This is a genomic window from Bradyrhizobium monzae (assembly GCF_021458635.1).
Taxonomy (GTDB): domain Bacteria; phylum Pseudomonadota; class Alphaproteobacteria; order Rhizobiales; family Xanthobacteraceae; genus Bradyrhizobium.
In genome coordinates this window covers 63,644-85,813 of record NZ_JAIRDQ010000009.1, presented here as the reverse complement: position 1 = coordinate 85,813, position 22,170 = coordinate 63,644, and the positions used below count along the sequence as shown (strand labels likewise).

Below are 22,170 nucleotides of genomic sequence, written 5' to 3'. Positions count from 1 at the left end.
TTCCCGCTGGCGTATCCATGCGCCGGCCGTTCCAAGAGTGCTGGCGCCCAGAATGGTCATGACCGCTTCATCCCGTGCGCCGCTAGCCGGTGGAAGCTCCGACAACGAACGCTCGCCCTTTGTCCGGCTGAACGAGCTGTTGGCGCCGCATCAGCCCGGCAAGCCCTTGATTTCGCTCGCGGTCGGCGAACCGCAGCATCCGGTGCCCGATTTCGTCGGCCCGGTGCTGGCCAAGCACATCGCCGATTTCGGCCGTTACCCGATGAACCAGGGCACCGAACCGTTCCGTCATGCGGCGAGCACGTGGTTGTCGTCGCGCTTCAGGCTGCCGCGACCGCTCGACCCCAAGAGCGAGATTCTCGTCCTCAATGGCAGCCGCGAGGGGCTGTTCCTCGCCGCGATCGCGGCGACGCGCTATGTCGGCCCGCGTCCCGGCAAGCCCGCCATCCTGATGCCGAACCCGTTCTATCCGGTCTATGGCGCCGGCGCCGGCGCCGCAGCCTGCGAACAGGTCTATCTGCCGACCACCGTCAAAAACGGCTTCCTACCCGATCTCGACGCCATCGATGAAACGACGCTCGCACGCACGGTCGCGTTCTATCTGGCGTCACCCGCCAATCCCCAGGGCTCGGTCGCGTCGCGCGATTATTTCACGCGCCTGAAGAGCCTTGCCGATCGCTACGGCTTCATGATCCTCAGCGACGAGTGCTATTCGGAGATCTACACCCGCGAAGCACCGGGCAGCGCGCTCGAATGCGCCGGCCCCGATTTCACCCGCGTGGCTGCGTTCCAGTCGCTGTCGAAGCGCTCGAACCTGCCGGGCCTGCGGGTCGGCTTCGCCGCCGGCGACAAGAAGTTCATCGGCATGTTCCTGGAGCTGCGCAACATCGCGGCGCCGCAGGTGCCGGTGCCGCTGCAGCATGTCGCGACCGTTGCCTATGGCGACGAGGCGCATGTCGAGGAGAACCGCAGGCTCTACCGGATCAAGTTCGATCTCGCCGACCAGATCATCGGCAATCGTTACGGCTATCGCCGACCGGATGCCGGTTTCTGCGTCTGGCTCAATACGTCGGAGATCGGCGACGACGTCTCCGTGACTCTCAAGCTCTTCAAGGAAGCCGGCGTGCGCGTGGTGCCCGGTTCCTATCTGGCGCGGCGTCAGCCCGACGGCTTCAATCCCGGTGCCGGCTACATTCGCCTGGCGCTGGTGCAGGATAGTGAGACCACGGCGCAGGCGCTGCACCGGCTGGTCGAAACTCTGGGTTAGGCGAGGCCCATGAGCATGTCGGCAATCGAACGTGTGATTCCCCTGGTCGGCCATCTGCCGCCCTCGATCCGCGAGGCGCTGAGCCGGCGCGTGCGCGAGCTCACTGGTCTCGGCCTGATCACGCTCTCAGGCGTCGCGTCCGCCGCGCTGATGACCTGGTCGGTGCAGGACCCGAGCCTCAGCCACGCGACCTCGCGGCCGATCCGCAACATTCTCGGTTATGCCGGCGCCATCGGCGCCGACCTCGCGATGCAGATCCTCGGCCTCGGCGCGATCATGCTGATCCTGACGGTCGCGGTGTGGGGCTGGCGCATGATGACCCATCGCCCGTTCGACCGCGAGGCGCTGCGGCTCGGCTCCTGGATTCTCTGCACCGTGATCGCGGCGGGCTTTGTCAGCTGCTGGCCGCATGGTGGCGCCTGGCCGCTGCCGACCGGGCTTGGCGGCGTCGTCGGCGATGCGCTGGTGCGCGCGCCCGCGGTGATCTTCGGGCCGCCCGGCGCGATCTATCGCATGGTGCTCGGCATCATCCTGTTCGTCGCGCTGGCCGCGACCTTCCTGATCGCCTGCGGGCTCGGCGCACGCGAGCATGACGAAGAGCTCGCGGAGATCGAGGACGACGACAAGCCGCTCGACGAGGACGAGGAGAGCGATCGTGGCTCGGTGTCGCTGGGCTGGCTGTTCCACGCGCTGATGAGCACCAAGGCGAGATTGATCTGGCTGTTTGGAGCTGCCTACCGCTCGCTGGTTTCGAGCGGATCCAAGACCAAGGCAGTTTCGTTCAGCCGGCAGGAGCCCAATCTCGGCGGCCGCGCCGCGCCCTCGATCTCACCGCAGTCCGAGGACGAGGATTCCGAGGACCAACACGACGAAGAAGAGGAAGACGAGGAGGAGGAAGAGGAAGAGGAGGCGCCCGTGCGCGCGTCGCGCAAGAAGGCAGCACCGAAAGCCGCTTCCAAGAAATCCTCCGACAAGTTCGAGCTTCCGTCCGTGTCCGTGCTGGCTGCGCCCAAGGCCGGCGACCGCCAGCCGCTCAGCAAGGCCGAGCTGGAAGCCAATTCGCGCGCGCTCGAAGGCGTGCTGCAGGATTTCGGCGTGCGCGGCGAGATCGTGAAAGCCAATCCGGGTCCGGTCGTCACGCTGTACGAACTCGAACCGGCACCCGGCATCAAGTCGTCGCGCGTGATTGGGCTTGCCGACGACATCGCGCGCTCGATGAGCGCACTCTCGGCGCGCGTCGCCGTGGTTCCCGGCCGTAACGCCATCGGCATCGAGCTGCCGAACGCGCATCGCGAAAAGGTCTATCTGCGCGAGCTGCTGGTCGCGAAGGAGACCATCGACACGGTGGCAAAACTGCCGCTCTGCCTCGGCAAGACCATCGGCGGCGATCCTGTCATCATCGACCTCGCGCGCACGCCGCACATGCTGATCGCCGGTACCACCGGGTCCGGCAAGTCGGTCGCCATCAACACCATGATCCTCAGCCTGGTCTACCGGCTGCGCCCGGACCAGTGCCGGCTGATCATGGTCGATCCGAAGATGCTCGAACTCTCCGTCTACGACGGCATTCCCCATCTGCTCACCCCCGTCGTGACCGATCCGAAGAAGGCGGTGGTCGCGTTGAAATGGGCCGTGCGCGAGATGGAAGAGCGCTACAAGAACATGGCCAAGCTGGGTGTGCGCAACATCGACGGCTACAACACGCGCCTGGGCGAATTGAAAGCCAAGGGCGAAGAGCCGACGCGCACCGTGCATACCGGCTTCGACAAGGAAACCGGCAAGGCGATCTACGAGGAAGAGAAGCTCTCGCTCGACCCGCTGCCCTACATCGTCATCATCGTCGACGAAATGGCCGACCTGATGATGGTCGCCGGCAAGGACATCGAAGGCGCCGTTCAGCGTCTCGCGCAGATGGCGCGCGCCGCCGGCCTGCATGTGATCCTCGCGACGCAGCGCCCGTCGGTCGACGTCATCACCGGCACCATCAAGGCGAACTTCCCGACCCGCATCGCCTTTCAGGTCACCTCGAAGATCGACAGCCGCACGATTCTCGGCGAGATGGGCGCCGAGCAGCTGCTCGGCCAGGGCGACATGCTCTACATGGCCGGCGGCGGTCGCATCAGCCGCGTGCACGGCCCCTTCGCCTCGGACGATGAAGTCGAGAAGGTGGTGCGCCACCTCAAGACCCAGGGCCAGCCCGAATATCTCGAGGCGGTTACGGCCGAGGAGCCGACCGAGGACGAGGACGGCGGCGCCGTGTTCGACGCCAGCGGCATGGGCGCGGATGGCGGCGGCGACCTGTTCCAGCAGGCCGTTGCCATCGTCAAACGTGACCGCAAGGCCTCGACCAGCTACATCCAGCGCCGTCTGCAGATCGGCTATAACCGCGCCGCATCGCTGATGGAGCGCATGGAACTGGAAGGCATCGTCGGGCCCGCCAATCACGCCGGCAAGCGCGAGATTCTGGTCGAAGAAGAAGACAGCCATATGTGAGGCAAGCCGCCTCAAAGTCCCATTTTCACGCAAAAACGTTATCTGCTTTTGCCCGAAATCACGCTAAAACGACGCCCAGCCACACAGGACGACGCGTTGACCCAACATCCGGACATTCGATTCGCGGCCTCTTTCGTGGCGCGTAGCGCGCGCGTGGCGGGCGTGCTGCTCGTCACCGCCGCGATGGTGACCGCGGCGTCGATGGCGCAGACCGTGCCCGTGCCGAAACCTGCGCCGAAGGCCCGCGACGCTGCCCCGCCCTCGGGTGGGCCGTCGATTACCGGCGCAACGCAGGCGCCGCCGAATCCGATTATTCCCGATCCACGCCGCAACGTGCCGAGCAGCATCTTCCAGACTTTCGATGCGAACCAGAAGGCGCAGGCGGCCAAGGTCAGCGCGTATCTGTCCTCGTTGTCGACGCTGGTCGGAAACTTCGTCCAGGTCGGCCCCGACGGCAGCAAGACGCAGGGCGATTTTTACATCCAGAAGCCGGGCAAGCTGCGTTTCGAATATGATCCGCCGAGCCCGATCGACATCGTCGCCGACGGATCGTCGGTGGTGGTGCGCGACCGCAAGCTCGCGACGCAGGACGTCTATCCGCTGTCGCAGACGCCGCTGCGCTTCCTGCTGTCGGATCGCATCGACCTGATGAAGGACACCAACGTCGTCAACGTGACCGCCGACGATCTCTTCATCAGCGTCACTATCGAGGAAAAGCAGGCGCTGGTTGGCACCAGCCGGCTGCTTCTGATGATCGGCGCCAAGGACGGCCAGCTGAAGCAATGGACCGTCACCGATCCGCAGGGCTACGACACCACGGTTGCGGTCTACAATCTCGATGCGAGCAAGAAGCTCGATCCCAACATGTTCAAGATCGACTTCACCAATTACAGCGTGCCGTCACCGGGATAACGGCCCCACTGCCGTAGGGTGGGCAAAGGCGCAACGCGCCGTGCCCACCATCTCGTCTCATTGCAGTCGGCATGGTGGGCACGCTTCGCTTTGCCCACCCTACGAAACCTCACCTGTGGACAAGCATTCCCGCGCGTTCAATCCATGCTAAGACGCAATTCCCATGCGTCTTTCCCTGACAACCTGGAACATCAATTCGGTGCGGCTTCGCATCGATCTGGTCGCGAAGTTTCTCAAGAACGCGCGGCCAGACGTGCTGTGTCTCCAGGAGACCAAGTGCATCGACGACGCCTTTCCGCTGAAGCGCTTCAAGCGGCTCGGCTACGAGCACGTCGCGCTGAACGGGCAGAAGGGCTATCACGGCGTCGCCATCGTCTCGAAGATTCCATTCGAGTCCAGGGACATCCGGACGTTTTGCGACAAGGTGGATTCGCGTCATATCTCGGTGTCGTTCGGCGAGAAGGCCAACATCGCGAAGCCGCTGGTGCTGCATAATTTCTACGTGCCCGCCGGCGGCGATATTCCCGACCCGGCACTGAACGAGAAATTCGACCACAAGCTCCGCTTTCTCGACGAGATGAAGGCGTGCGAGCCGCTGCATCCGCGCGGAGAGGATCGCCACATCCTGGTCGGCGATCTCAACGTGGCGCCGCACGAGAACGACGTGTGGTCGCACAAGCAGCTGCTGAAAGTCGTTTCGCACACGCCGATCGAAACGGAAAAATTGCAGGCCGCACTCAGCGCCGGCGAGTGGGTCGACGTCGCGCGCGACCGCATTCCGATGTCGGAGAAGGTCTATACGTGGTGGAGCTACCGCTCCGCCGACTGGACCGTCGGCGACCGCGGCCGCAGGCTCGACCACATCTGGGTCTCCCGCGCGCTGAAAGATGCGGTCAGCGATTTCAAAATCTTGCGCGATGCGCGAAGCTGGGAACGGCCGTCGGACCACGTGCCGGTGACGGTGACGCTGGACGTTTAGGCTTCGGAGACGACGATGGGCACGCCCGCACCGTCAGAGCACACAGAACCACCGGTTCGTGCGTGGTGGAATTCCCGTTTCGTCGTGCCGGGATTGATGTTGCTGAGCACGATACCGTTCTGGTTCGTGCATACGCCGCCGCTGATCGATTTCCTCGCCCATATCGGCCGCTACCATGTGCAGCTACATCTGGCAGATTCGCCGGCGCTCCGGCAGAACTGGGATTTTCACTGGCAGCTGGTCGGCAATCTCGGCGTTGAATTGCTGATCGCACCGCTGGCAGCGATGCTCGGTCTCGAGCGCGCCGCCTGGCTGATTGCGGTGGCGCTTCCGCTCCTCCTGATCTCGGCGATCGGGCGCATCAGCAGAGCGTTGCATGGGGAGCTCACGCCGTTCGCCATCGCGGCCGCATGGTTCGCGATGGCCTATCCGTTCCAGCTTGGCTTCGTGAATTATTGGCTTGGCTGTGCGCTCGCGCTTCATGTTTTCGCATCCTGGGTCGGGACGACGGGGACGAACGGCTCGGTCATGCGGGCGGCACTGTTCGCGGCGGCCGCCTGCCTGGTCTGGCTCGCTCACGCCTACGGCTGGGTCGTTCTGGTCGTCCTCGTCGGCGCCTTTGAGCTCTGCCGCAGCTGGAATCGTGCACCGGCCGCGTGGCCCTCCATGGTGATCGTCATTCTGCGACGCGCCTGGCCGGTCATGATTCCCGCTTTGCTCATGATTGTCTGGCGGCAAGGCAATGGCGCTGCCGCCACAGGTCATTTCTTCGACATCGGTACAAAGGTTCTTGGACTGGTATGGACGCTGCGCGACCAGAATATCTGGCTGGACACGCTGAGCCTGCTGCTGGCGATTGGCCTGCTGTACTTCGGGATCCGCAGCCGCGACGTCAGGCGCAATCCAGCACTTCTGATCGGAGCAGCAAGCATCCTCTTCCTGATCCTGCTGATGCCAGGAGAGATGTTTGGCGCGGTCTATGCCGATGTCCGGCTATGGCCGGTCTTCTTCATCGTCGGCCTCACCGCCATCGCGCCCACCGACCGCATGCAGCGCGGCGCCGCATTCATTGCCGGCCTGGCGCTGGCTGTTTTTGTGATTCGGATCGGCGCCACGGCGGTCGGGTTTGCGGCCTATGATTCCGCTTACGCGCGACATTTGCAGGCCCTGAAGGACGTCCCGCCTGGCGCAAGCATCGCGGTCCTGACACGGCCGCCAACCTGCGAGCAATGGCGTGCGCCGCGTGTCGCGCATCTGGGGTCGCTCGCCATCGTCCGGCGGGACGCCTTCGTCAATTCGCAATGGGATGCATCGGGCGGTCAACAGCTGCTGACACCACTCCGTGCGCGTGGCACCGCGTTCAACGCAGATCCGTCTCAGTACATCGAGGTCGCCCTGGGCGACTGCGACGGCGATCTGAGCGCGACGCTCGCGCAAAGGATCGCGCAAATTCCGCGCGATCGCTTCGACTATGTCTGGTTGCTCGACGTCGATGCGTCGCACCTGGCGGCCATGCCGGGACTGCGGCGGCTTTACCAGGACGACCGCAGCGTGCTGTATGAATTCAACAAGGAATGAATTCTGCGGGGCAGGGCCCGGCTCGATCCGCCGCGCTCAGGTGCTCAGCTTCGCACCGGCCATCAGGATGTCGCTCGCGATCTGGCTGGAGCGAACCGCGAATTCGTCGCGGAGGCGGACAGCGGCGGCAGGGTCGCTTTCGAGCACGCGCTGAAACAGGCTGCGCGCAACGCGGATGACGGAGGAATGCTCCAGCGCAACGGCGCCCGAGGGACGCTTCATCGGCACGACCAGCGCGAGCTCGCCGATCAGCGTGCCGGGGCCTGCAATCATCTCGGCGCCGGCGCCGTCATCGACGCGAAAGGCACCGCGCTGGACCACGAAGCCGGCGTCGGCATCGTCGCCGAGATTGAACAGGATGTCGCCGCGGACGAAGTCACGCTGCTCGGAGCCGATCGCCAGCATGCGCAACGAGGCGTCTCCCAACAAGCGCAGTGTCGGGACACGCTCGAGCAGCGCTACGTCGTCGTCGATTGACATTCCGGTCCGGGGCTCGTGAAACGCGCTAATTTACGACGAATCGCGCGCTTCTGGAACGTATCACGGCACCAGCTTGTAGCCACCGGCTTCCGTTACCAGGATTTCCGGGTTGGCGGCGTCCTTCTCGATCTTCTGGCGAAGACGGTAGATGTGGGTTTCCAGCGTGTGGGTGGTGACGCCGGAATTGTAGCCCCAGACCTCCTGGAGCAGGGTCTCGCGCGACACCGGCATCTGGCCGGCCCGGTAGAGGAAGCGCAGGATCGCCGTTTCCTTCTCAGTGAGGCGGACCTTGCGCGCATTGGCGGCGGTCAGCATCTTCGAGCCCGGGCGGAAGGAGTAGGGGCCGACCGAGAACACCGCGTCCTCGCTGGCCTCGTGCTGGCGCAGTTGGGCGCGGATGCGGGCCAGCAACACGGCGAAACGGAAGGGCTTTGCCACATAATCGTTGGCGCCGGATTCCAGGCCCAAAATCGTGTCGGAATCGGTGTCATGTCCCGTCAGCATGATGATCGGCGCCTTGAAGCCGCCCTTGCGCAAGGAGCGAACCACTTCGCGACCATCGGTGTCGGGAAGGCCGACATCCATCAGCACGAGATCGGGGGCGTTGGCCTTTGCGGCGCTGGCGCCTTTGGCGCCAGTATCGACGGCGGAGGCCTCAAATTCTTCGTGTAGCGATAATTGCTCCACCAACGTGTCGCGCAGATCGGTATCGTCATCCACGATCAGGATCTTGCGGGCATTGGGCATAGTGGATCATCCTTTTGGGGTCGACGGGGCGCGCATGCATGCCGCACCCAGCCGTGATGGGAAGTTTAAAGGGTCGCTGTTCTTATTGTTGTTCGTGTTGAAGTAGTGGGCTGTTACCGATTCACAAGCCGGAATTACTCTAACCCAGAATAGCAGGGCGGTTTGATGAATGTCCTGTAATGAATTCGACACCACGCGCTCACATGAAAAATAGCACAGATTCAACTGCTTATACCAGAAATCGAGGCTCGGGTCAGCTCTCGATGATCCGCGTAAGGCCTGCCGCCGGCAATCCGCGCCGGGGCTGGCTGACGGCCGGACAGCTGACGATTCCGGTGGCGCTGGGGCGCGGCGGTATTCTGGCCAACAAGCGCGAGGGCGACGGCGGCACCCCCAGGGGCCATTTTCGGCCCCGGCGATTGTGGTGGCGGGGCGACCGGCACAGCCGCCCCCAGACGTTTCTGCCGGCCCGGATCATCACCGGCGCTGACGCCTGGTGCGAGGATCCCGGCGATCGCCACTACAACCAGTGGATCCGGCGCGCGGAGGGCGAGGGCGGCGACCGGCTCAAGCGCACCGATCAGCTCTATGACTTCATCATCGAAATCGACCACAACACCAGGCCGCGCATCGCCGGCCGGGGCAGCGCGGTGTTTTTGCATCTGGCGCGCGACAATTTCGGCCCGACCGCGGGCTGCGTCTCCATGACCAAGGCGGCGATGCTACGATTGCTGCGGCGGCTGGGACCAAGAACAAAAATCATCATCGGGTGAGGATACATGCTCGACAAGGATCAGATCGCCGCAGCCTCGCAGGTCCTCGTTCAACATTGGCGTGACGGCAGCAAGCTTGACGCGCTCGAGACGCGGCTTCGGCCACAGAGCCGCGACGAGGGTTATGCGGTGCAGGCCGCACTTGGCGGTCGGCTGTTCGGCTGGAAGATCGCCGCGACGAGCGAGGCCGGACAGAAGCATATCAATGTCGCAGGCCCGCTGGCTGGTCGCATCATGCGCGACATGGTGATCGCCGACGGCGGCACCGCATCGATGAACGGCAACGCGATGCGCGTCGGCGAGCCGGAATTCTGCTTCCGCATGGGACGCGATCTCGCGCCGCGGTCCTCGCCGTACAGTGTCGACGAGGTGCTTGCCGCCGTCGAAACCCTGCATCCCGCGATCGAAATTCCGGATTCACGTTTCACCGATTTTGCAAGCGCCGGCGAGGCGCAGCTCATCGTCGACAATGCCTGCGCACATTTGTTCGTGCTGGGTGCCGCGACATCGGCCAATTGGCGCGCGATGGATCTCGTCGAGGAGCGGCCGCAGATCACGCTGCGCGGCGAGCGCTATGTCGGTCACGGCAAGAACGTGCTCGGCGATCCCCGCGTAGCGCTGGCCTGGCTCGCCAACGAACTGCGCGGACTCGGCATCACCTTGCGGGCAGGGGAAGTGGTGACGACAGGCACCTGCCATCCGCCACTGCCGATCCAGGCCGGCGATCAGTTTGCGATGGATTTTGGCGTGTTGGGGAAGGTGTCGGTGAGGTTTGAATAGGCCTCGCTAACGACGCCTACCGATGCCCGAAGATCGCGCTTCCCACGCGCACGTGGGTGGCGCCGAGCATGATGGCGGTCGCATAATCCGCGCTCATGCCCATCGACAGATTCTGCAATCCGTTGCGCGCGGCGATCTTGGCGGTCAGCGCGAAATGCGCCGCCGGCGGCTCGTCCACCGGCGGAATGCACATCAGGCCGGAGATGGTCAGCCCGTAGGTGTCGCGGCAGCTCGCGAGAAAGGCGTCGGCCTCGCCGGGCGCGACGCCGGCCTTCTGCGGCTCCTCGCCGATGTTAATCTGGACGAAGAGTTGCGGGTGCTTGTTCTGGGATTCGATTTCTTTGGCTAACGCCTGGCAAATGCTCGGACGGTCGACCGAATGGATGGCATCGAACAGCGCCACCGCCTCCTTCGCCTTGTTGGATTGCAGCGGCCCGATCAGATGCAGCGCGATGTCCGAGTAAACAGACGTTAACGCTGGCCACTTGCCTTTGGCCTCCTGCACGCGATTCTCGCCGAACACGCGCTGTCCGGCGCCGATAACCGGGATAATTGCATCCGCCGCAAAAGTCTTCGACACCGCAATCAGCGTCACGGAGGCGCGCTCGCGCCGCGCATCCTTGCAGGCGCGTGCAATCTCCGCTTCGACCGCGGCGAGCGCGTTTGGTGAATGGCCGGTTACCGGCGCGTCGTTGGCTTCTGTCATGACGTCGATCGATTTGCAGGAGTAACGGAGGTAGTTCCAATTTTACCCAGTTCAAGAAAGAGTTTTTGAACCCTTCGCTTTACCTTGCCCGCGGGGTGGGTAGCGAAGATGGCAAACGTTAGTTTCAACCGCAAACGAGCAAAACTCAAGCAGGTCCTCGGCATCAGGGCCCGGCTTGCGTTGCTTGCGGTGATTCTGGTCGCGCCCTTGATGCTCGATCGCATTCGCTCGCTCGAGGACACCCGCACCAAGCAGATCGCGCAGGCCACGGCCGAATTCACCACGGTGGCAAGGCACAGCGCCGACGCGCAGCGCGAAGTGATCTCGTCAGTCGAGACCATCCTGAAATCGGAAGCCTTCATCCGCGCCTCCGCTGGTGGCGTCAGCAAGAGCTGCGACGTGCTGCGCGCGAGCCTGCCGACGAGCCTTCCCTGGATCCGTACGCTTCTGATCGCCGGCCAGGACGGCCGCATTCAGTGCGCGACCAACAACATGTATGTCGGCCTCGATCTTTCCGACCGACCCTATTTTCAGCAGGCGCAGGAGACCGGCCGCTTCGTGCTGTCCGACTTCATCCTGTCGCGGCCGGTGCAGTCGCCGACCGTCATGGCGGTCTACCCGGTCTCCGCGTTCAGCGGCGTCGCCGACGCCGTCGTGCTCGCAACCGTCAACCTCGACTGGATGTCGAAGGTCATGAACAATCTGGGCGGCCGCGCCGGCATCACCGCGGTGCTGGTCGACAGCGCCGGCACCGTGCTGGCTGCGCCCGCCGACCAGCACAGCGCGGTCGGTCGTCCGCTCGACAACATGCCGCTGATGTCCGCAATCGCCGACAAGGCGTTGCGCTCCGACCAGGACGAGGGCTCGCTGTCGTTTCTCGCCGCCGACGGATCGCGACGCGCGGTCAGCTTCAGCCGCATCGCCGGCACCAATTCCCGCCTGATCGCCAGCATCGACGAGGACAAGGTGTCCGCCGCGGTGAGCCGCGACATCCGCACCGCCTATCTCCAGCTGGCCTTCGTCGTCGTGTTCGTGCTGCTCGGCGCGCTGATCGCCGCCGAGAAGCTCGTGATCAAGCCGATCGAAATGCTCGCGGACATGGCCAAGCGTCTCGGCGAGGGCGACCTGTCGGCCCGCGCGGCGCGCAACCGGCTTCCGTCCGAATTCGTGCCGCTGGCGCGCGCCTTCAACGCCATGGCGGCGCAGCTCAGCCAGCGCGAGCGCGAGCTGATCGCGTCCAATGACCGGCTGACGGTGATGGCATCGATCGACATGCTGTCGGGACTTGCCAACCGCCGCGGCTTCCAGAGCCGTCTCGACTTCGAATGGATGCGCGCGCAGCAATACGGCAGCGAGCTCGCGCTTCTGATGATCGACGTCGACCACTTTAAGCTGTTCAACGACACCTACGGCCATCTCGAAGGCGATTCCTGTCTGACCCGGCTCGGCGAGTCGCTGTCCGGCATCGCCGCCGACACGATGGGCTTTGCCGCCCGCTACGGCGGCGAAGAATTCTGCCTGCTGCTACCGAACACCGACGTACATCGCGCCGTCGAGATCGGCGAGTTGGTCCGCGCCGCGGTGCTGAAGCTTTGCCTGCCGCACATCACCTCCGCCCACATGGTGGTCACGGTGTCGATCGGCGTTGCAGCGACACGGCCGAACGAGGCCTTGCGTCCGGGCGATCTGATCGAAGCCGCTGACGCTGCGCTCTATGCCGCCAAACATCGCGGCCGCAACAAAGTCGTCGAGCACGGCATTTTGCGCATCGAGGGCACCACGGCCGAGATCGCAATGGCGGGCTAAAGCGCGCCGGTTTGTGCTGAACTCGTCATGCCCTGGGACCACGACCCTGTGGCGCGATATAGGTCTCGAACAGATCCTGATTGGTCCGGCTGTCGAACGGACGGTTGTGGTCGATCAGGAGGTCGATGGCGTTGCGCAGATCGTCATGACTGCCAGGCTTAGTACTGGAACCAGATGGCAAAATTGGTCGGCGTCGGCGGAATCCGCTATTCGGCCATGCTCCGCACCGCCCGTCCGGCGATGGAGGCGGCATAGTCGTAGTCGGGATCGTCGAAATCTGAGGCCATTGCCTGACGTCGGGTGCTGTTGGCGGCCAACCTCGCACCGACCCCTTAATCCTATCCCAATACCCTTGTCCGCACTTATGCGGAGCAGTATTGCAAGGTGCCGCCGGCAGCGGCAACCCATTGACCCCCCGACGACTTCTATGGCCTAGTCCGGCCTCTTCAGGCGGCCGAAACCACGAAAACGCAACGATTCCATGACCTCCGAACGCTATAACGCCCGCGATGCCGAACCGCGCTGGCAACGCCAGTGGGACGAACAGGCGATCTTCGTCTCGAAGAACGACGATTCCCGGCCGAAATACTATGTGCTGGAGATGTTCCCCTACCCGTCCGGGCGCATCCATATCGGCCATGTCCGCAATTACACGCTCGGCGACGTGCTGGCCCGCTTCATGCGCGCCAAAGGCTTCAACGTGCTGCACCCGATGGGCTGGGACGCCTTCGGCCTGCCGGCCGAGAACGCCGCCATCGAGCGCAAGGTCGCGCCAAAAGCCTGGACCTACGACAACATCGCCGCGATGAAGAAGCAGCTCCGCTCGATCGGGCTGTCGCTGGACTGGTCGCGCGAGATCGCGACTTGCGACCCCAGCTACTACAAGCATCAGCAGAAGATGTTTCTGGACATGCTCGCCGCAGGTCTCGCCGAACGCGAGAAGCGCAAGCTGAACTGGGACCCGATCGACATGACCGTGCTCGCCAACGAGCAGGTGATCGACGGCCGCGGCTGGCGTTCGGGTGCGATCGTCGAACAGCGCGAGATGAGCCAGTGGGTCTTCAAGATCACGAAGTACGCGCAGGAATTGCTGTCCGCGCTGGATGGGCTCGACCGCTGGCCCGACAAGGTGCGGTTGATGCAACGCAACTGGATCGGCCGCTCCGAAGGCCTGCTGGTCCGCTTCGCGCTGGATCAGGCGACCACGCCTGCCGGCGAGAGCGAGCTGAAGATATTCACGACGCGCCCGGACACGCTGTTCGGCGCGAAGTTCATGGCGATCTCGTCGGATCATCCGCTCGCGCAAGCAGCCGCTGCGAAGAACCCGAAGCTTGCGCAGTTCATTGCCGACATCAAGAAGATCGGCACCGCGCAAGAGATCATCGACACCGCGGAGAAGCAGGGTTTTGACACCGGCATCCGCGCGGTCCATCCGTTCGACCCGAGCTGGAAACTACCGGTCTATGTCGCCAACTTCGTGCTGATGGAATACGGCACCGGCGCGATCTTCGGCTGCCCCGCGCATGACCAGCGCGACCTCGACTTCGTCAACAAGTACAATCTCGGCAACATTCCGGTCGTGTGCCCCGAGGGCCAGGATCCCAAGACGTTCGTCATATCAGACACCGCCTATGACGGTGACGGCCGCATGATCAACTCGCGCTTCCTCGACGGCATGACCATCGATCAGGCCAAGGACGAAGTCGCAAAACGCCTGGAAAACGAGCTGCGCGGCAACGCGCCGATCGGCGAGCGGCAGGTGAACTTCCGCCTGCGAGACTGGGGCATTTCGCGCCAGCGCTATTGGGGCTGCCCGATTCCCGTCATCCACTGTCCGAAATGCGACGTCGTGCCGGTGCCGGATGCCGACCTGCCGGTGGTGCTGCCGGAGGATGTGAGCTTCGACAAGCCGGGCAACGCGCTCGACCATCACCCGACCTGGAAGCACGTCAACTGCCCGAAATGCGGCGGCAAGGCTCAGCGCGAAACCGACACCATGGACACCTTCGTGGACTCGTCCTGGTATTTTGCGCGCTTCACCGATCCCTGGAACGAGAACGCGCCGACGACGCCGGCGGTCGCCAACCGGATGCTGCCGGTCGACCAGTATATCGGCGGCGTCGAGCACGCGATCCTGCATCTGCTCTACAGCCGCTTCTTCACCCGCGCCATGAAGGCGACCGGGCACATCGCGCTGGACGAGCCGTTCGCCGGCATGTTCACGCAGGGCATGGTGGTCCACGAGACCTACCAGAAAGCTGACGGCAGCTGGGTGCAGCCGGCCGAGGTGAAGGTCGAAGGGACTGGAACTGACCGCCGCGCCACGCTGCTCAGCACAGGCGAGGACATCCAGATCGGCGCGATCGAGAAGATGTCGAAGTCGAAGAAGAATACGGTCGACCCCGACGACATCATCGCGACCTACGGCGCCGACGTCGCCCGCTGGTTCATGCTGTCGGACTCCCCGCCCGACCGCGACGTGATCTGGAGCGACGAGCGCGTCCAGGGCGCCTCGCGTTTTGTGCAGCGGCTGTGGCGGCTGGTGAACGATGCGGTGGAGCCCGGCAAGGGTGCGCCGGCGGCTCGGCCGACCTCGTTCGGTCCGGATGCGACGGCCTTGCGCAAGGCGGCTCACGGGGCACTCGACAAGGTCACGATCGGCGTCGAGCGGCTGCACTTCAACGTCTGCCTCGCCCATATCCGTGAATTCACGAACGCGTTTTCGGAGGTGCTGCAGCGTCCCGGTAAGCCCGCCCCCGATTTGGCTTGGGCGATCCGGGAGGCCAGCCAGATCCTGGTCCAGCTGTTCTCCCCGATGATGCCGCACCTGGCCGAGGAGTGCTGGCAGGTCTTGTTTGAAAACGGTCTGGGCCAGCCCGGGCTGGTTTCCGAGGCCAATTGGCCGCAAATCGAACGCGATTTGCTGGTTGAAGACAGCGTGACCTTGGTGGTTCAGGTCAACGGCAAGAAGCGAGGGGATGTCACAGTTGCAACAGCGGCCCAGAATCCGGAAATCGAGGCTGCCGTTTTGGCCCTCGATGCGGTAAAACTGGCGCTGGACGGCAAGCCCGTCCGCAAGGTGATCATCGTTCCCAAGAGGATCGTGAATGTTGTCGGCTAGGATCCGTATCGCAGCCCGCTTGCTGGCGGTCGCCGCATTGGCGGCGCTGACGGCCGGTTGCTTCCAGCCGATGTATGCCGAGCATACCGACGGCACCCCCGGCTTGCGTGAGAAGCTGATGGGGGTCGATCTTCCGCCGATCGACAAGGCGAACGCCTCCCGCGAGGCCCGCGTCGGCGTTGAGGTTCGCAACGCGTTGGCGTTCAAGCTCTACGGCTCCGCCACAGGCATGCCGCCGACCCACCGTTTGGTGATCCGTTTCAACTCCAGCAAGACGTCCCTGATCGTCGATCCCAACACCGGCCTGCCGAACAGCGAGAACTACGGCATCGACTGCCAGTACAATCTGATTGAGGTCGTGACCGGCAAATCGGTGATGACCGGCACGACGTTCTCGCGCGTGTCCTACGACATGCCCGGCTCCTACCAGCGTTTCTCCCGCAACCGCGCTGTGCGCGATGCCGAGGATCGTGCCGCCAACGAGATCGCCGAGAACATCAACACCCGGCTCGCCGCGTTCTTCACCGCAGGCACCTAGTCTGTCATTCCGGGGCGCCTGACAAGCGAGCCAGGAATCTCGATCCATATTGGGCCCGATGGTCGCGCTGCGCGGAAAAGAGATCGATGCCTTCCTCGCCCGTCCCGACGCGGGCCGTCCGATCATCCTGCTCTACGGTCCCGATGCCGGCCTCGTCCGCGAGCGCGCCGACGCGCTGATTGCGTCCGCCGTCGATGATCCCAACGATCCCTTCTCGCTGGTGAAACTCGACGGCGACGAGCTCTCCGCCGAGCCGTCGCGCCTGGTCGACGAGGCCATGACCGTGCCGCTGTTCGGCGGTCGCCGCGCCATTCGCATCCGCGCCGGCTCGCGCAGCTTTGCCAGCGGCGTCGACACGCTGGCCGAGATGGGCGTGAAGGATTGCCGCGTCGTCATCGAGGCCGGCGAGCTGCGCCCGGAGTCGCCGCTGCGCAAGGCCTGCGAGAAGGCGAAGACGGCCGTGGCGATCGGCTGCTATCCCGACACCGAGCGCGACCTCGCAAAGCTGATGGAGGATGAGCTCCGCATCGCCAATTTGCGCATCGCCCAGGATGCCCGCGCCGCGCTGATGTCGTTCCTCGGCGGCGACCGCCAGGCCTCGCGCAACGAGCTGCGCAAGCTTACGCTCTACGCCCACGGCAAAGGTGAGATCACGCTGGATGACGTGATGTCCGTCGTCGCCGACGCGTCCGAGCTGAAGCTCGATCCGATCGTCGACGGCGCCTTCGCCGGCCGCCCCGATATCGTCGAGACCGAATTCGCAAAGGCCATGATCGCCGGCACCTATCCCGGTGTGATCATCTCGGCGGCACAGCGCCAGGCCGCGTGGCTGCACAAATCCGCGCTCGCGATCGCCGACGGCCAGCCTGCTTCCGCCGTGCTCGACGGCGGATATCCGCGGCTGCATTTTTCACGAAAGCCTGCGGTCGAAACCGCACTGCGCAATTTCAGCGTGGCAAAACTCGCCGGCATCATCGAGCAGCTTGCGACCGCCGCACTCGACACCCGCAAGCAATCGACCCTGGCCGCCGCCATCGCCCAACGCACGCTGATGGCGATCGCGGCAAATGCGAAGCGGCGGGGCTAGGGCCGCCGCTCCATCCCCCTCATTTGCGAGCCTGACTCTCTCGTCATTGCGAGGAGCGAAAGCGACGAAGCAATCCAGAGTCTCTCCGTTGAAAAATTCTGGATTGCTTCGCTTCGCTCGCAATGACGAGGCGGATAGAGCCCGCCCGCCTGCCAACACCGAAGGCGCGCTATAGCGCGCCCTTCGCGAGCCGCTTCATCACCTCGTCGAGCTGGTCGAGGTTGCGGTAGTTGATCTGGACCGAGCCGCCGGGATCGCGGTGATTGACGGTGACCTTGAGACCAAGCGCGTCGCTGACGCGCTTCTCCAGATCGATCGTATCGGGATCCTTTTCCTTGCCCCCGGTGGCGCGCGCCTTTTGCGGCTTGCGCTCCGGCACGCCCTCTTCATGCGCGAGCGCCTCGGCCTGGCGAACGTTGAGGCCCTCCGCGACGATGCGCTTGGCGGCCGCGAGCGGATCGGGCACGCCGATCAGCGCACGGGCGTGACCGGCGGTCAGCGCGCCGCTCGCGATGAAGGCCTGCACCTCGGCCGGCAATTTTGTCAGTCGCATCATGTTGGCGACATGGCTGCGGCTCTTGCCGACGACTTTTGCGATGTCGTCCTGGCTGCGTTTGAACTCGTTGGCGAGCGCATGGTAGCCCTGCGCCTCTTCCATCGGATTGAGGTCTTCGCGCTGCACGTTCTCGACGATCGCGAATTCCAGCGCATCGCTGTCGCTGATGTCGACCGGCACGATCGGCACTTCATGCAGGCCGGCCATTTGCGAGGCGCGCCAGCGTCGCTCGCCGGCGATGATCTCGAAGCGATCCTGGGCGCCCTTCACGGGGCGCACAACGATCGGCTGGATCACGCCGTGCTGCCTGATGGACTCGGAGAGCTCCTTGAGCTCGGTGTCCGAAAAGGTGCGGCGCGGGTTGCGCGGATTGGCCTTGATGAATTCGATCGGCACCTTGCGCTGCGCGCGCGGGCGATCGACGTGCTGAGCCTCGCCGCCGACGTCACCGATCAGACTCGCAAGACCCCGGCCCAGTCGCGAACGCGCTTCATCGGCCATCGCCAGCTCCCTTGGATTCACGGTGCAGCACTCCAGAACTGAATTATCGTAACTTGTGGGATGGGCGCTAATGCGCCACGCGCAACTCGCGCTCGCGCTGGATCACTTCGGTGGCGAGCCGCAAGTACGCTTCGCTGCCGACGCATTTGAGATCATAGACCAGCACCGGCTTGCCGTAGGACGGCGCTTCCGAGATGCGCACGTTGCGCGGGATCATGGTCTTGTAGACCTTCTCGCCCATGAACTGGCGAACGTCGGCGACGACCTGGTTCGAGAGGTTGTTGCGCGAGTCGAACATGGTCAGCACGATGCCGTGGATCGACAGATTCGGATTGAGCGTCGAGCGCACCTGCTCCACCGTCTGCAGCAATTGCGACAGACCTTCGAGCGCGAAGAACTCGCACTGCAGCGGCACCAGGATCGCATCCGACGCGGCCATCGCGTTGACCGTGAGCAGGTTGAGCGAGGGCGGGCAATCGATCAGCACATAGGTGTAGTCGGCGTCCGGCGAGACGTTGTTGTTGAGCGCACCGATCGCATCGCGCAGCTTGAAAGCGCGGCCGGGCGTGGTGCCGAGCTCAAGCTCGAGCCCGGAGAGATCCATGGTCGAGGGCGCGATGTGCAGCCGCGGCACTGCGGTCGAGACCACCGCTTCGCGCAAGCTCGATTCGCCGATCAGCACGTCATAGGTCGAGCAGGAGCGGTTGCGGCGATCGATGCCGAGGCCGGTCGAGGCGTTGCCCTGCGGATCGAGGTCGACGATCAGGACGCGCTCGCCAATCGCTGCGAGTGCCGTTCCAAGATTAATCGCCGTGGTTGTTTTTCCCACGCCGCCCTTCTGATTCGCCAGCGCCAGGATGCGCGGGTGACCGTGCGGGACTTGATCAGTCTGTTCTTGCTGCGGCTCGTCAATCACGGTCATCGAAATTCCCCCAACTCAACCCCTGAACGATCACCCGCGCCGTTCAACTGAAGTCAGCTCGACGATCCAACCATCGCCCGTCCGGCTTTGGTGGAGCTGCGGCTGAATGTTCCAATATTTAGCGGCTTCGGTCAATTCAGCCTCTACATCTTGACCCTTGAGAAATAGCGCCTTTGCGCCTTGGCGCATCAGCGGCTCCGCAAAGCCGATAAGTTGATGTAGCGGAGCCAGCGCGCGGGCGGTGACGCAATCAACGGGGCCGGTGATTCTATCCACATTATCCCCGATCTCAGCGAGATGTACGACTCCCGGAGATGTGGTGACCCGGATGGCTTCGCGCAAAAAGGCGGCCTTCTTGGCGATTCGCTCGACGAGATGGACGCTGGCAGCCGGCGACCCGGCCATGGCGCAAGCCAGCACGACGCCGGGAAAGCCGCCACCGCTGCCGAGGTCGGCCCAGCGCTTTGCGCCCGGTGCGAGATCGACCAGCTGAAGCGAGTCGGCGATGTGCCGGGTCCAGAGGTTTGGCAAGGTCGAGGGCGCGACCAGATTGGTCTTGGCCTGCCACTCCCGCAGCAGCGCGATGTAGCGATCGAGCCGCGCCTCCGTTTCGTGTGAAACGGGAGCAAGCTTTAGTGCCTCCCGCTTGTCGGCGGCGACGATGGAGTCGAGCGCCCGATCGTTGGCGCTGGCCTTGTCGATCTTCGGCATGGTCGGCGCCGGTTCGGATCGGCGATCGGCGCCCTCACCTGCTCCGGATCGTCGGGATAGCGGTTTGTCCCCGCCCGGTCCGCGCTGTTTCACGTGAAACGCCTATGCGATTGCCTTGGAAGCGATTGCCTTGGAAGTTTTTCGCGCCTCGCGACGGAGATAGGCCGCGAGGATGCCGAGCGCCGCTGGCGTCATGCCGTCGATCCGGCCGGCCTGGCCGACCGTGAACGGCCGCGCCTTCTCCAGCTTGGCCCGGACCTCGTTGGAGAGACCGGGGACCTGCTGGTAATCGACCTCCGACAGCACCATCCCCTCGTCGCGCCGGAAGGCTTCGACGTCGGCGCTCTGGCGCTCCAAATAGACATCGTACTTGGCGTCGATCTCAAGGTGGGTGGCGATGACGGGATCGATGCTGGACAGCTCCGGCCAGATTGCGCGGACCTGGCTCCAGCCGATGTCCGGATAGGCCATCAACTCGAACGCCGAGCGGCGCTGACCATCCCGGTTCAGGGACAGCCCGTGCTTGATCGCCTCGTTCGGGGTGATGCTCAGCGACTTCGAGAGTGTTCGAGCCGCATTCAGGGCGTCCATCTTGGCCCGGTGAAACTGGGTCCGCGCACTGCCGACGCACCCCAGCGCGATCCCCTTCTCGGTCAGGCGCTGATCAGCATTGTCCGCCCGCAAGGTCAGCCGGTATTCGGCCCGCGAGGTGAACATCCGATAGGGCTCGCGGATCCCACGGGTGACGAGGTCGTCGATCATGACCCCGAGATAGCCGTCTGCACGGTCGAACACCGTCGGCGCGGTCCCGCTGGCGGAGAGTGCCGCGTTCAGGCCGGCCACGATGCCTTGTCCGGCCGCCTCTTCGTATCCTGTCGTGCCGTTGATCTGCCCGGCCAGGAAGAGACCACGCAGACGCTTGGTCTGGAGGGTCGGATCAAGCTCCCGTGGATCGATGTGGTCGTATTCGATGGCATAGCCCGGTCGGACCATCTTCACCCGCTCGAGACCAGGAATGCTGGCGAGAATCGTGAGCTGGACCTCTTCCGGGAGCGAGGTCGAGATGCCGTTGGGATAGACCGTGGTGTCGTCGAGCCCTTCCGGCTCCAGGAAGATCTGATGGCCGTCACGATCACCAAAGCGGACAATCTTGTCCTCGATCGACGGGCAATAGCGCGGTCCGGAGCTCTTGATCTGGCCGGAGTACATCGGGGAACGGTGGACATTGGCCCGGATCACCTCGTGGGTGGCGGCCGTGGTCCGGGTGATCCCGCACTGGATCTGCGGGGTCGTGATCTCTTTGGTCATGACCGAGAACGGCTCCGGCGGCTCGTCTCCGGGCTGCATTTCGACGGCGGACCAGTCGATTGTCGAACCGTCCAGACGTGGTGGAGTCCCGGTCTTCAACCGACCAAGGGTGAAGCCGGCGCGCTCAAAGGAGGCTGAGAGACCCATCGCCGGGGCCTCGCCGACGCGGCCGGCAGGCCAGTTCTTCTCGCCGAGATGGATCAGACCGCGAAGAAAAGTGCCGGTGGTGACGACGACAGCCCCTGCCCGGAGCGCCCGACCGTCCGCCAAGCGTAGCCCGGTGACCCGACCGTCGACCACGATCAGCTCGTCGGCCTCACCTTCGATGACGGAAAGACCTTTGGTCTCCCGGATCGCGGCTTGCATCGCGGCCGCGTAGAGCTTGCGGTCGGCCTGGGCCCGCGGACCGCGGACCGCCGGGCCCTTCCGACGATTGAGAACGCGAAACTGGATGCCGCCGGCGTCACCGACACGGCCCATCAGACCATCGAGAGCATCGACCTCACGGACCAAATGCCCCTTGCCGAGACCACCGATGGCGGGGTTGCAGGACATCGCGCCGACGGTCGAGAAACCGTGTGTCACCAGAGCAGTCGCGGCGCCCATCCGAGCAGAAGCAGCCGCGGCTTCACAGCCGGCGTGGCCGCCGCCGATCACGATGACGTCGAAACTCTCTTGCTCTGTTCGCATGAGCCGACTTTTAGCTCAGCGGCAGGAAAGCCGGAAGTGGAAACTCGGTGAGGTCGCTGTTTCACGTGAAACAGAGGTGGTAACGGCCGGGTACGGTTCCTCCAAAACAACCCCATGCACAGTAGAAAGTGGGTTGGACCGGTCGCTGTTTCACGTGAAACAAGACAGACATTGCGGCGAGGGAAAGATGTCGGGCGAGGGCCAAAGAATCCGAC

General features: G+C 64.2%; 18 protein-coding genes. 11 read left to right on the top strand and 7 right to left on the bottom strand.

Translation table 11 applies throughout. The features are described 5' to 3' along the window. The first annotated feature begins 52 nt into the window (after positions 1 to 52). The 5 genes from K3F49_RS28250 to K3F49_RS28230 all read left to right on the top strand — a co-directional run bounded on the left by K3F49_RS28250 (position 53) and on the right by K3F49_RS28230 (position 7,229). Positions 53 to 1,267, top strand: a complete 1,215-nt coding sequence (locus K3F49_RS28250; protein ID WP_234684177.1) for an aminotransferase class I/II-fold pyridoxal phosphate-dependent enzyme — start codon at positions 53 to 55, stop codon at positions 1,265 to 1,267. A gap of 9 nt (positions 1,268 to 1,276) precedes the next feature. Next, positions 1,277 to 3,760: a DNA translocase FtsK gene (locus K3F49_RS28245; RefSeq protein WP_234684176.1), complete on the top strand. Its 2,484-nt coding sequence runs from the start codon at positions 1,277 to 1,279 to the stop codon at positions 3,758 to 3,760. A 153-nt stretch (positions 3,761 to 3,913) separates the two neighbouring features. Further along, positions 3,914 to 4,672 (top strand): outer membrane lipoprotein carrier protein LolA, encoded by a 759-nt coding sequence (locus K3F49_RS28240; RefSeq protein WP_234684374.1) that lies wholly within the window; start codon positions 3,914 to 3,916, stop codon positions 4,670 to 4,672. A gap of 163 nt (positions 4,673 to 4,835) precedes the next feature. Then, positions 4,836 to 5,651, top strand: a complete 816-nt coding sequence (xth, locus tag K3F49_RS28235; protein ID WP_234684175.1) for an exodeoxyribonuclease III — start codon at positions 4,836 to 4,838, stop codon at positions 5,649 to 5,651. A gap of 15 nt (positions 5,652 to 5,666) precedes the next feature. Next, complete coding sequence (locus K3F49_RS28230; RefSeq protein ID WP_234684174.1) at positions 5,667 to 7,229, top strand: hypothetical protein; 1,563 nt, start codon at positions 5,667 to 5,669, stop codon at positions 7,227 to 7,229. 36 nt (positions 7,230 to 7,265) lie between these two features. Here K3F49_RS28230 and K3F49_RS28225 read toward each other — a convergent pair whose 3' ends face one another. Continuing rightward, positions 7,266 to 7,709 (bottom strand): cyclic nucleotide-binding domain-containing protein, encoded by a 444-nt coding sequence (locus K3F49_RS28225; RefSeq protein ID WP_200470994.1) that lies wholly within the window; start codon positions 7,707 to 7,709, stop codon positions 7,266 to 7,268. A 60-nt stretch (positions 7,710 to 7,769) separates the two neighbouring features. Beyond that, on the bottom strand, positions 7,770 to 8,456 hold the full coding sequence (locus K3F49_RS28220; RefSeq protein ID WP_234684173.1) for a response regulator transcription factor: 687 nt from the start codon (positions 8,454 to 8,456) through the stop codon (positions 7,770 to 7,772). Positions 8,457 to 8,659: 203 nt separating this feature from the next. On the opposite strand from K3F49_RS28220, the gene K3F49_RS28215 reads away from it, so the two are divergent. Together K3F49_RS28215 and K3F49_RS28210 are read left to right on the top strand one after the other, a co-directional pair. Next, positions 8,660 to 9,229, top strand: coding sequence for a L,D-transpeptidase family protein (locus tag K3F49_RS28215; protein ID WP_234684172.1), 570 nt, complete (start codon positions 8,660 to 8,662; stop codon positions 9,227 to 9,229). A gap of 6 nt (positions 9,230 to 9,235) precedes the next feature. After that, the gene (locus K3F49_RS28210) at positions 9,236 to 10,009 is read left to right on the top strand and encodes a 2-keto-4-pentenoate hydratase (RefSeq protein WP_234684171.1); all 774 of its coding nucleotides are present in this window, start codon (positions 9,236 to 9,238) and stop codon (positions 10,007 to 10,009) included. 16 nt (positions 10,010 to 10,025) lie between these two features. Here the strand turns inward: K3F49_RS28210 and K3F49_RS28205 are convergent, their stop codons facing one another. Beyond that, positions 10,026 to 10,715, bottom strand: coding sequence for a YggS family pyridoxal phosphate-dependent enzyme (locus K3F49_RS28205; protein ID WP_234684170.1), 690 nt, complete (start codon positions 10,713 to 10,715; stop codon positions 10,026 to 10,028). Between the two features lie 108 nt (positions 10,716 to 10,823). On the opposite strand from K3F49_RS28205, the gene K3F49_RS28200 reads away from it, so the two are divergent. The 4 genes from K3F49_RS28200 to holA all read left to right on the top strand — a co-directional run bounded on the left by K3F49_RS28200 (position 10,824) and on the right by holA (position 17,267). After that, positions 10,824 to 12,521, top strand: coding sequence for a diguanylate cyclase domain-containing protein (locus tag K3F49_RS28200; RefSeq protein ID WP_234684169.1), 1,698 nt, complete (start codon positions 10,824 to 10,826; stop codon positions 12,519 to 12,521). A gap of 481 nt (positions 12,522 to 13,002) precedes the next feature. Next, positions 13,003 to 15,642: a leucine--tRNA ligase gene (leuS, locus tag K3F49_RS28195; protein ID WP_234684168.1), complete on the top strand. Its 2,640-nt coding sequence runs from the start codon at positions 13,003 to 13,005 to the stop codon at positions 15,640 to 15,642. Continuing rightward, positions 15,629 to 16,180 carry an LPS assembly lipoprotein LptE gene (locus K3F49_RS28190; RefSeq protein ID WP_234684167.1) on the top strand — a complete coding sequence of 184 codons (552 nt, stop codon included), beginning with the start codon at positions 15,629 to 15,631 and terminating at the stop codon, positions 16,178 to 16,180. Before leuS ends, K3F49_RS28190 begins: the two co-directional genes overlap by 14 nt. A gap of 58 nt (positions 16,181 to 16,238) precedes the next feature. After that, on the top strand, positions 16,239 to 17,267 hold the full coding sequence (gene holA, locus K3F49_RS28185) for a DNA polymerase III subunit delta (protein WP_234684373.1): 1,029 nt from the start codon (positions 16,239 to 16,241) through the stop codon (positions 17,265 to 17,267). Between the two features lie 169 nt (positions 17,268 to 17,436). Here holA and K3F49_RS28180 read toward each other — a convergent pair whose 3' ends face one another. The 4 genes from K3F49_RS28180 to mnmG form a co-directional block, all read right to left on the bottom strand. Then, on the bottom strand, positions 17,437 to 18,324 hold the full coding sequence (locus tag K3F49_RS28180; protein ID WP_234684166.1) for a ParB/RepB/Spo0J family partition protein: 888 nt from the start codon (positions 18,322 to 18,324) through the stop codon (positions 17,437 to 17,439). A 67-nt stretch (positions 18,325 to 18,391) separates the two neighbouring features. Next, positions 18,392 to 19,246: a ParA family protein gene (locus K3F49_RS28175; protein ID WP_234684165.1), complete on the bottom strand. Its 855-nt coding sequence runs from the start codon at positions 19,244 to 19,246 to the stop codon at positions 18,392 to 18,394. A gap of 30 nt (positions 19,247 to 19,276) precedes the next feature. Then, positions 19,277 to 19,957: a 16S rRNA (guanine(527)-N(7))-methyltransferase RsmG gene (rsmG, locus tag K3F49_RS28170; RefSeq protein WP_234684164.1), complete on the bottom strand. Its 681-nt coding sequence runs from the start codon at positions 19,955 to 19,957 to the stop codon at positions 19,277 to 19,279. Positions 19,958 to 20,059: 102 nt separating this feature from the next. After that, positions 20,060 to 21,955: a tRNA uridine-5-carboxymethylaminomethyl(34) synthesis enzyme MnmG gene (gene mnmG / locus K3F49_RS28165; protein WP_234684163.1), complete on the bottom strand. Its 1,896-nt coding sequence runs from the start codon at positions 21,953 to 21,955 to the stop codon at positions 20,060 to 20,062. Between the last annotated feature and the right edge of the window lie 215 nt (positions 21,956 to 22,170).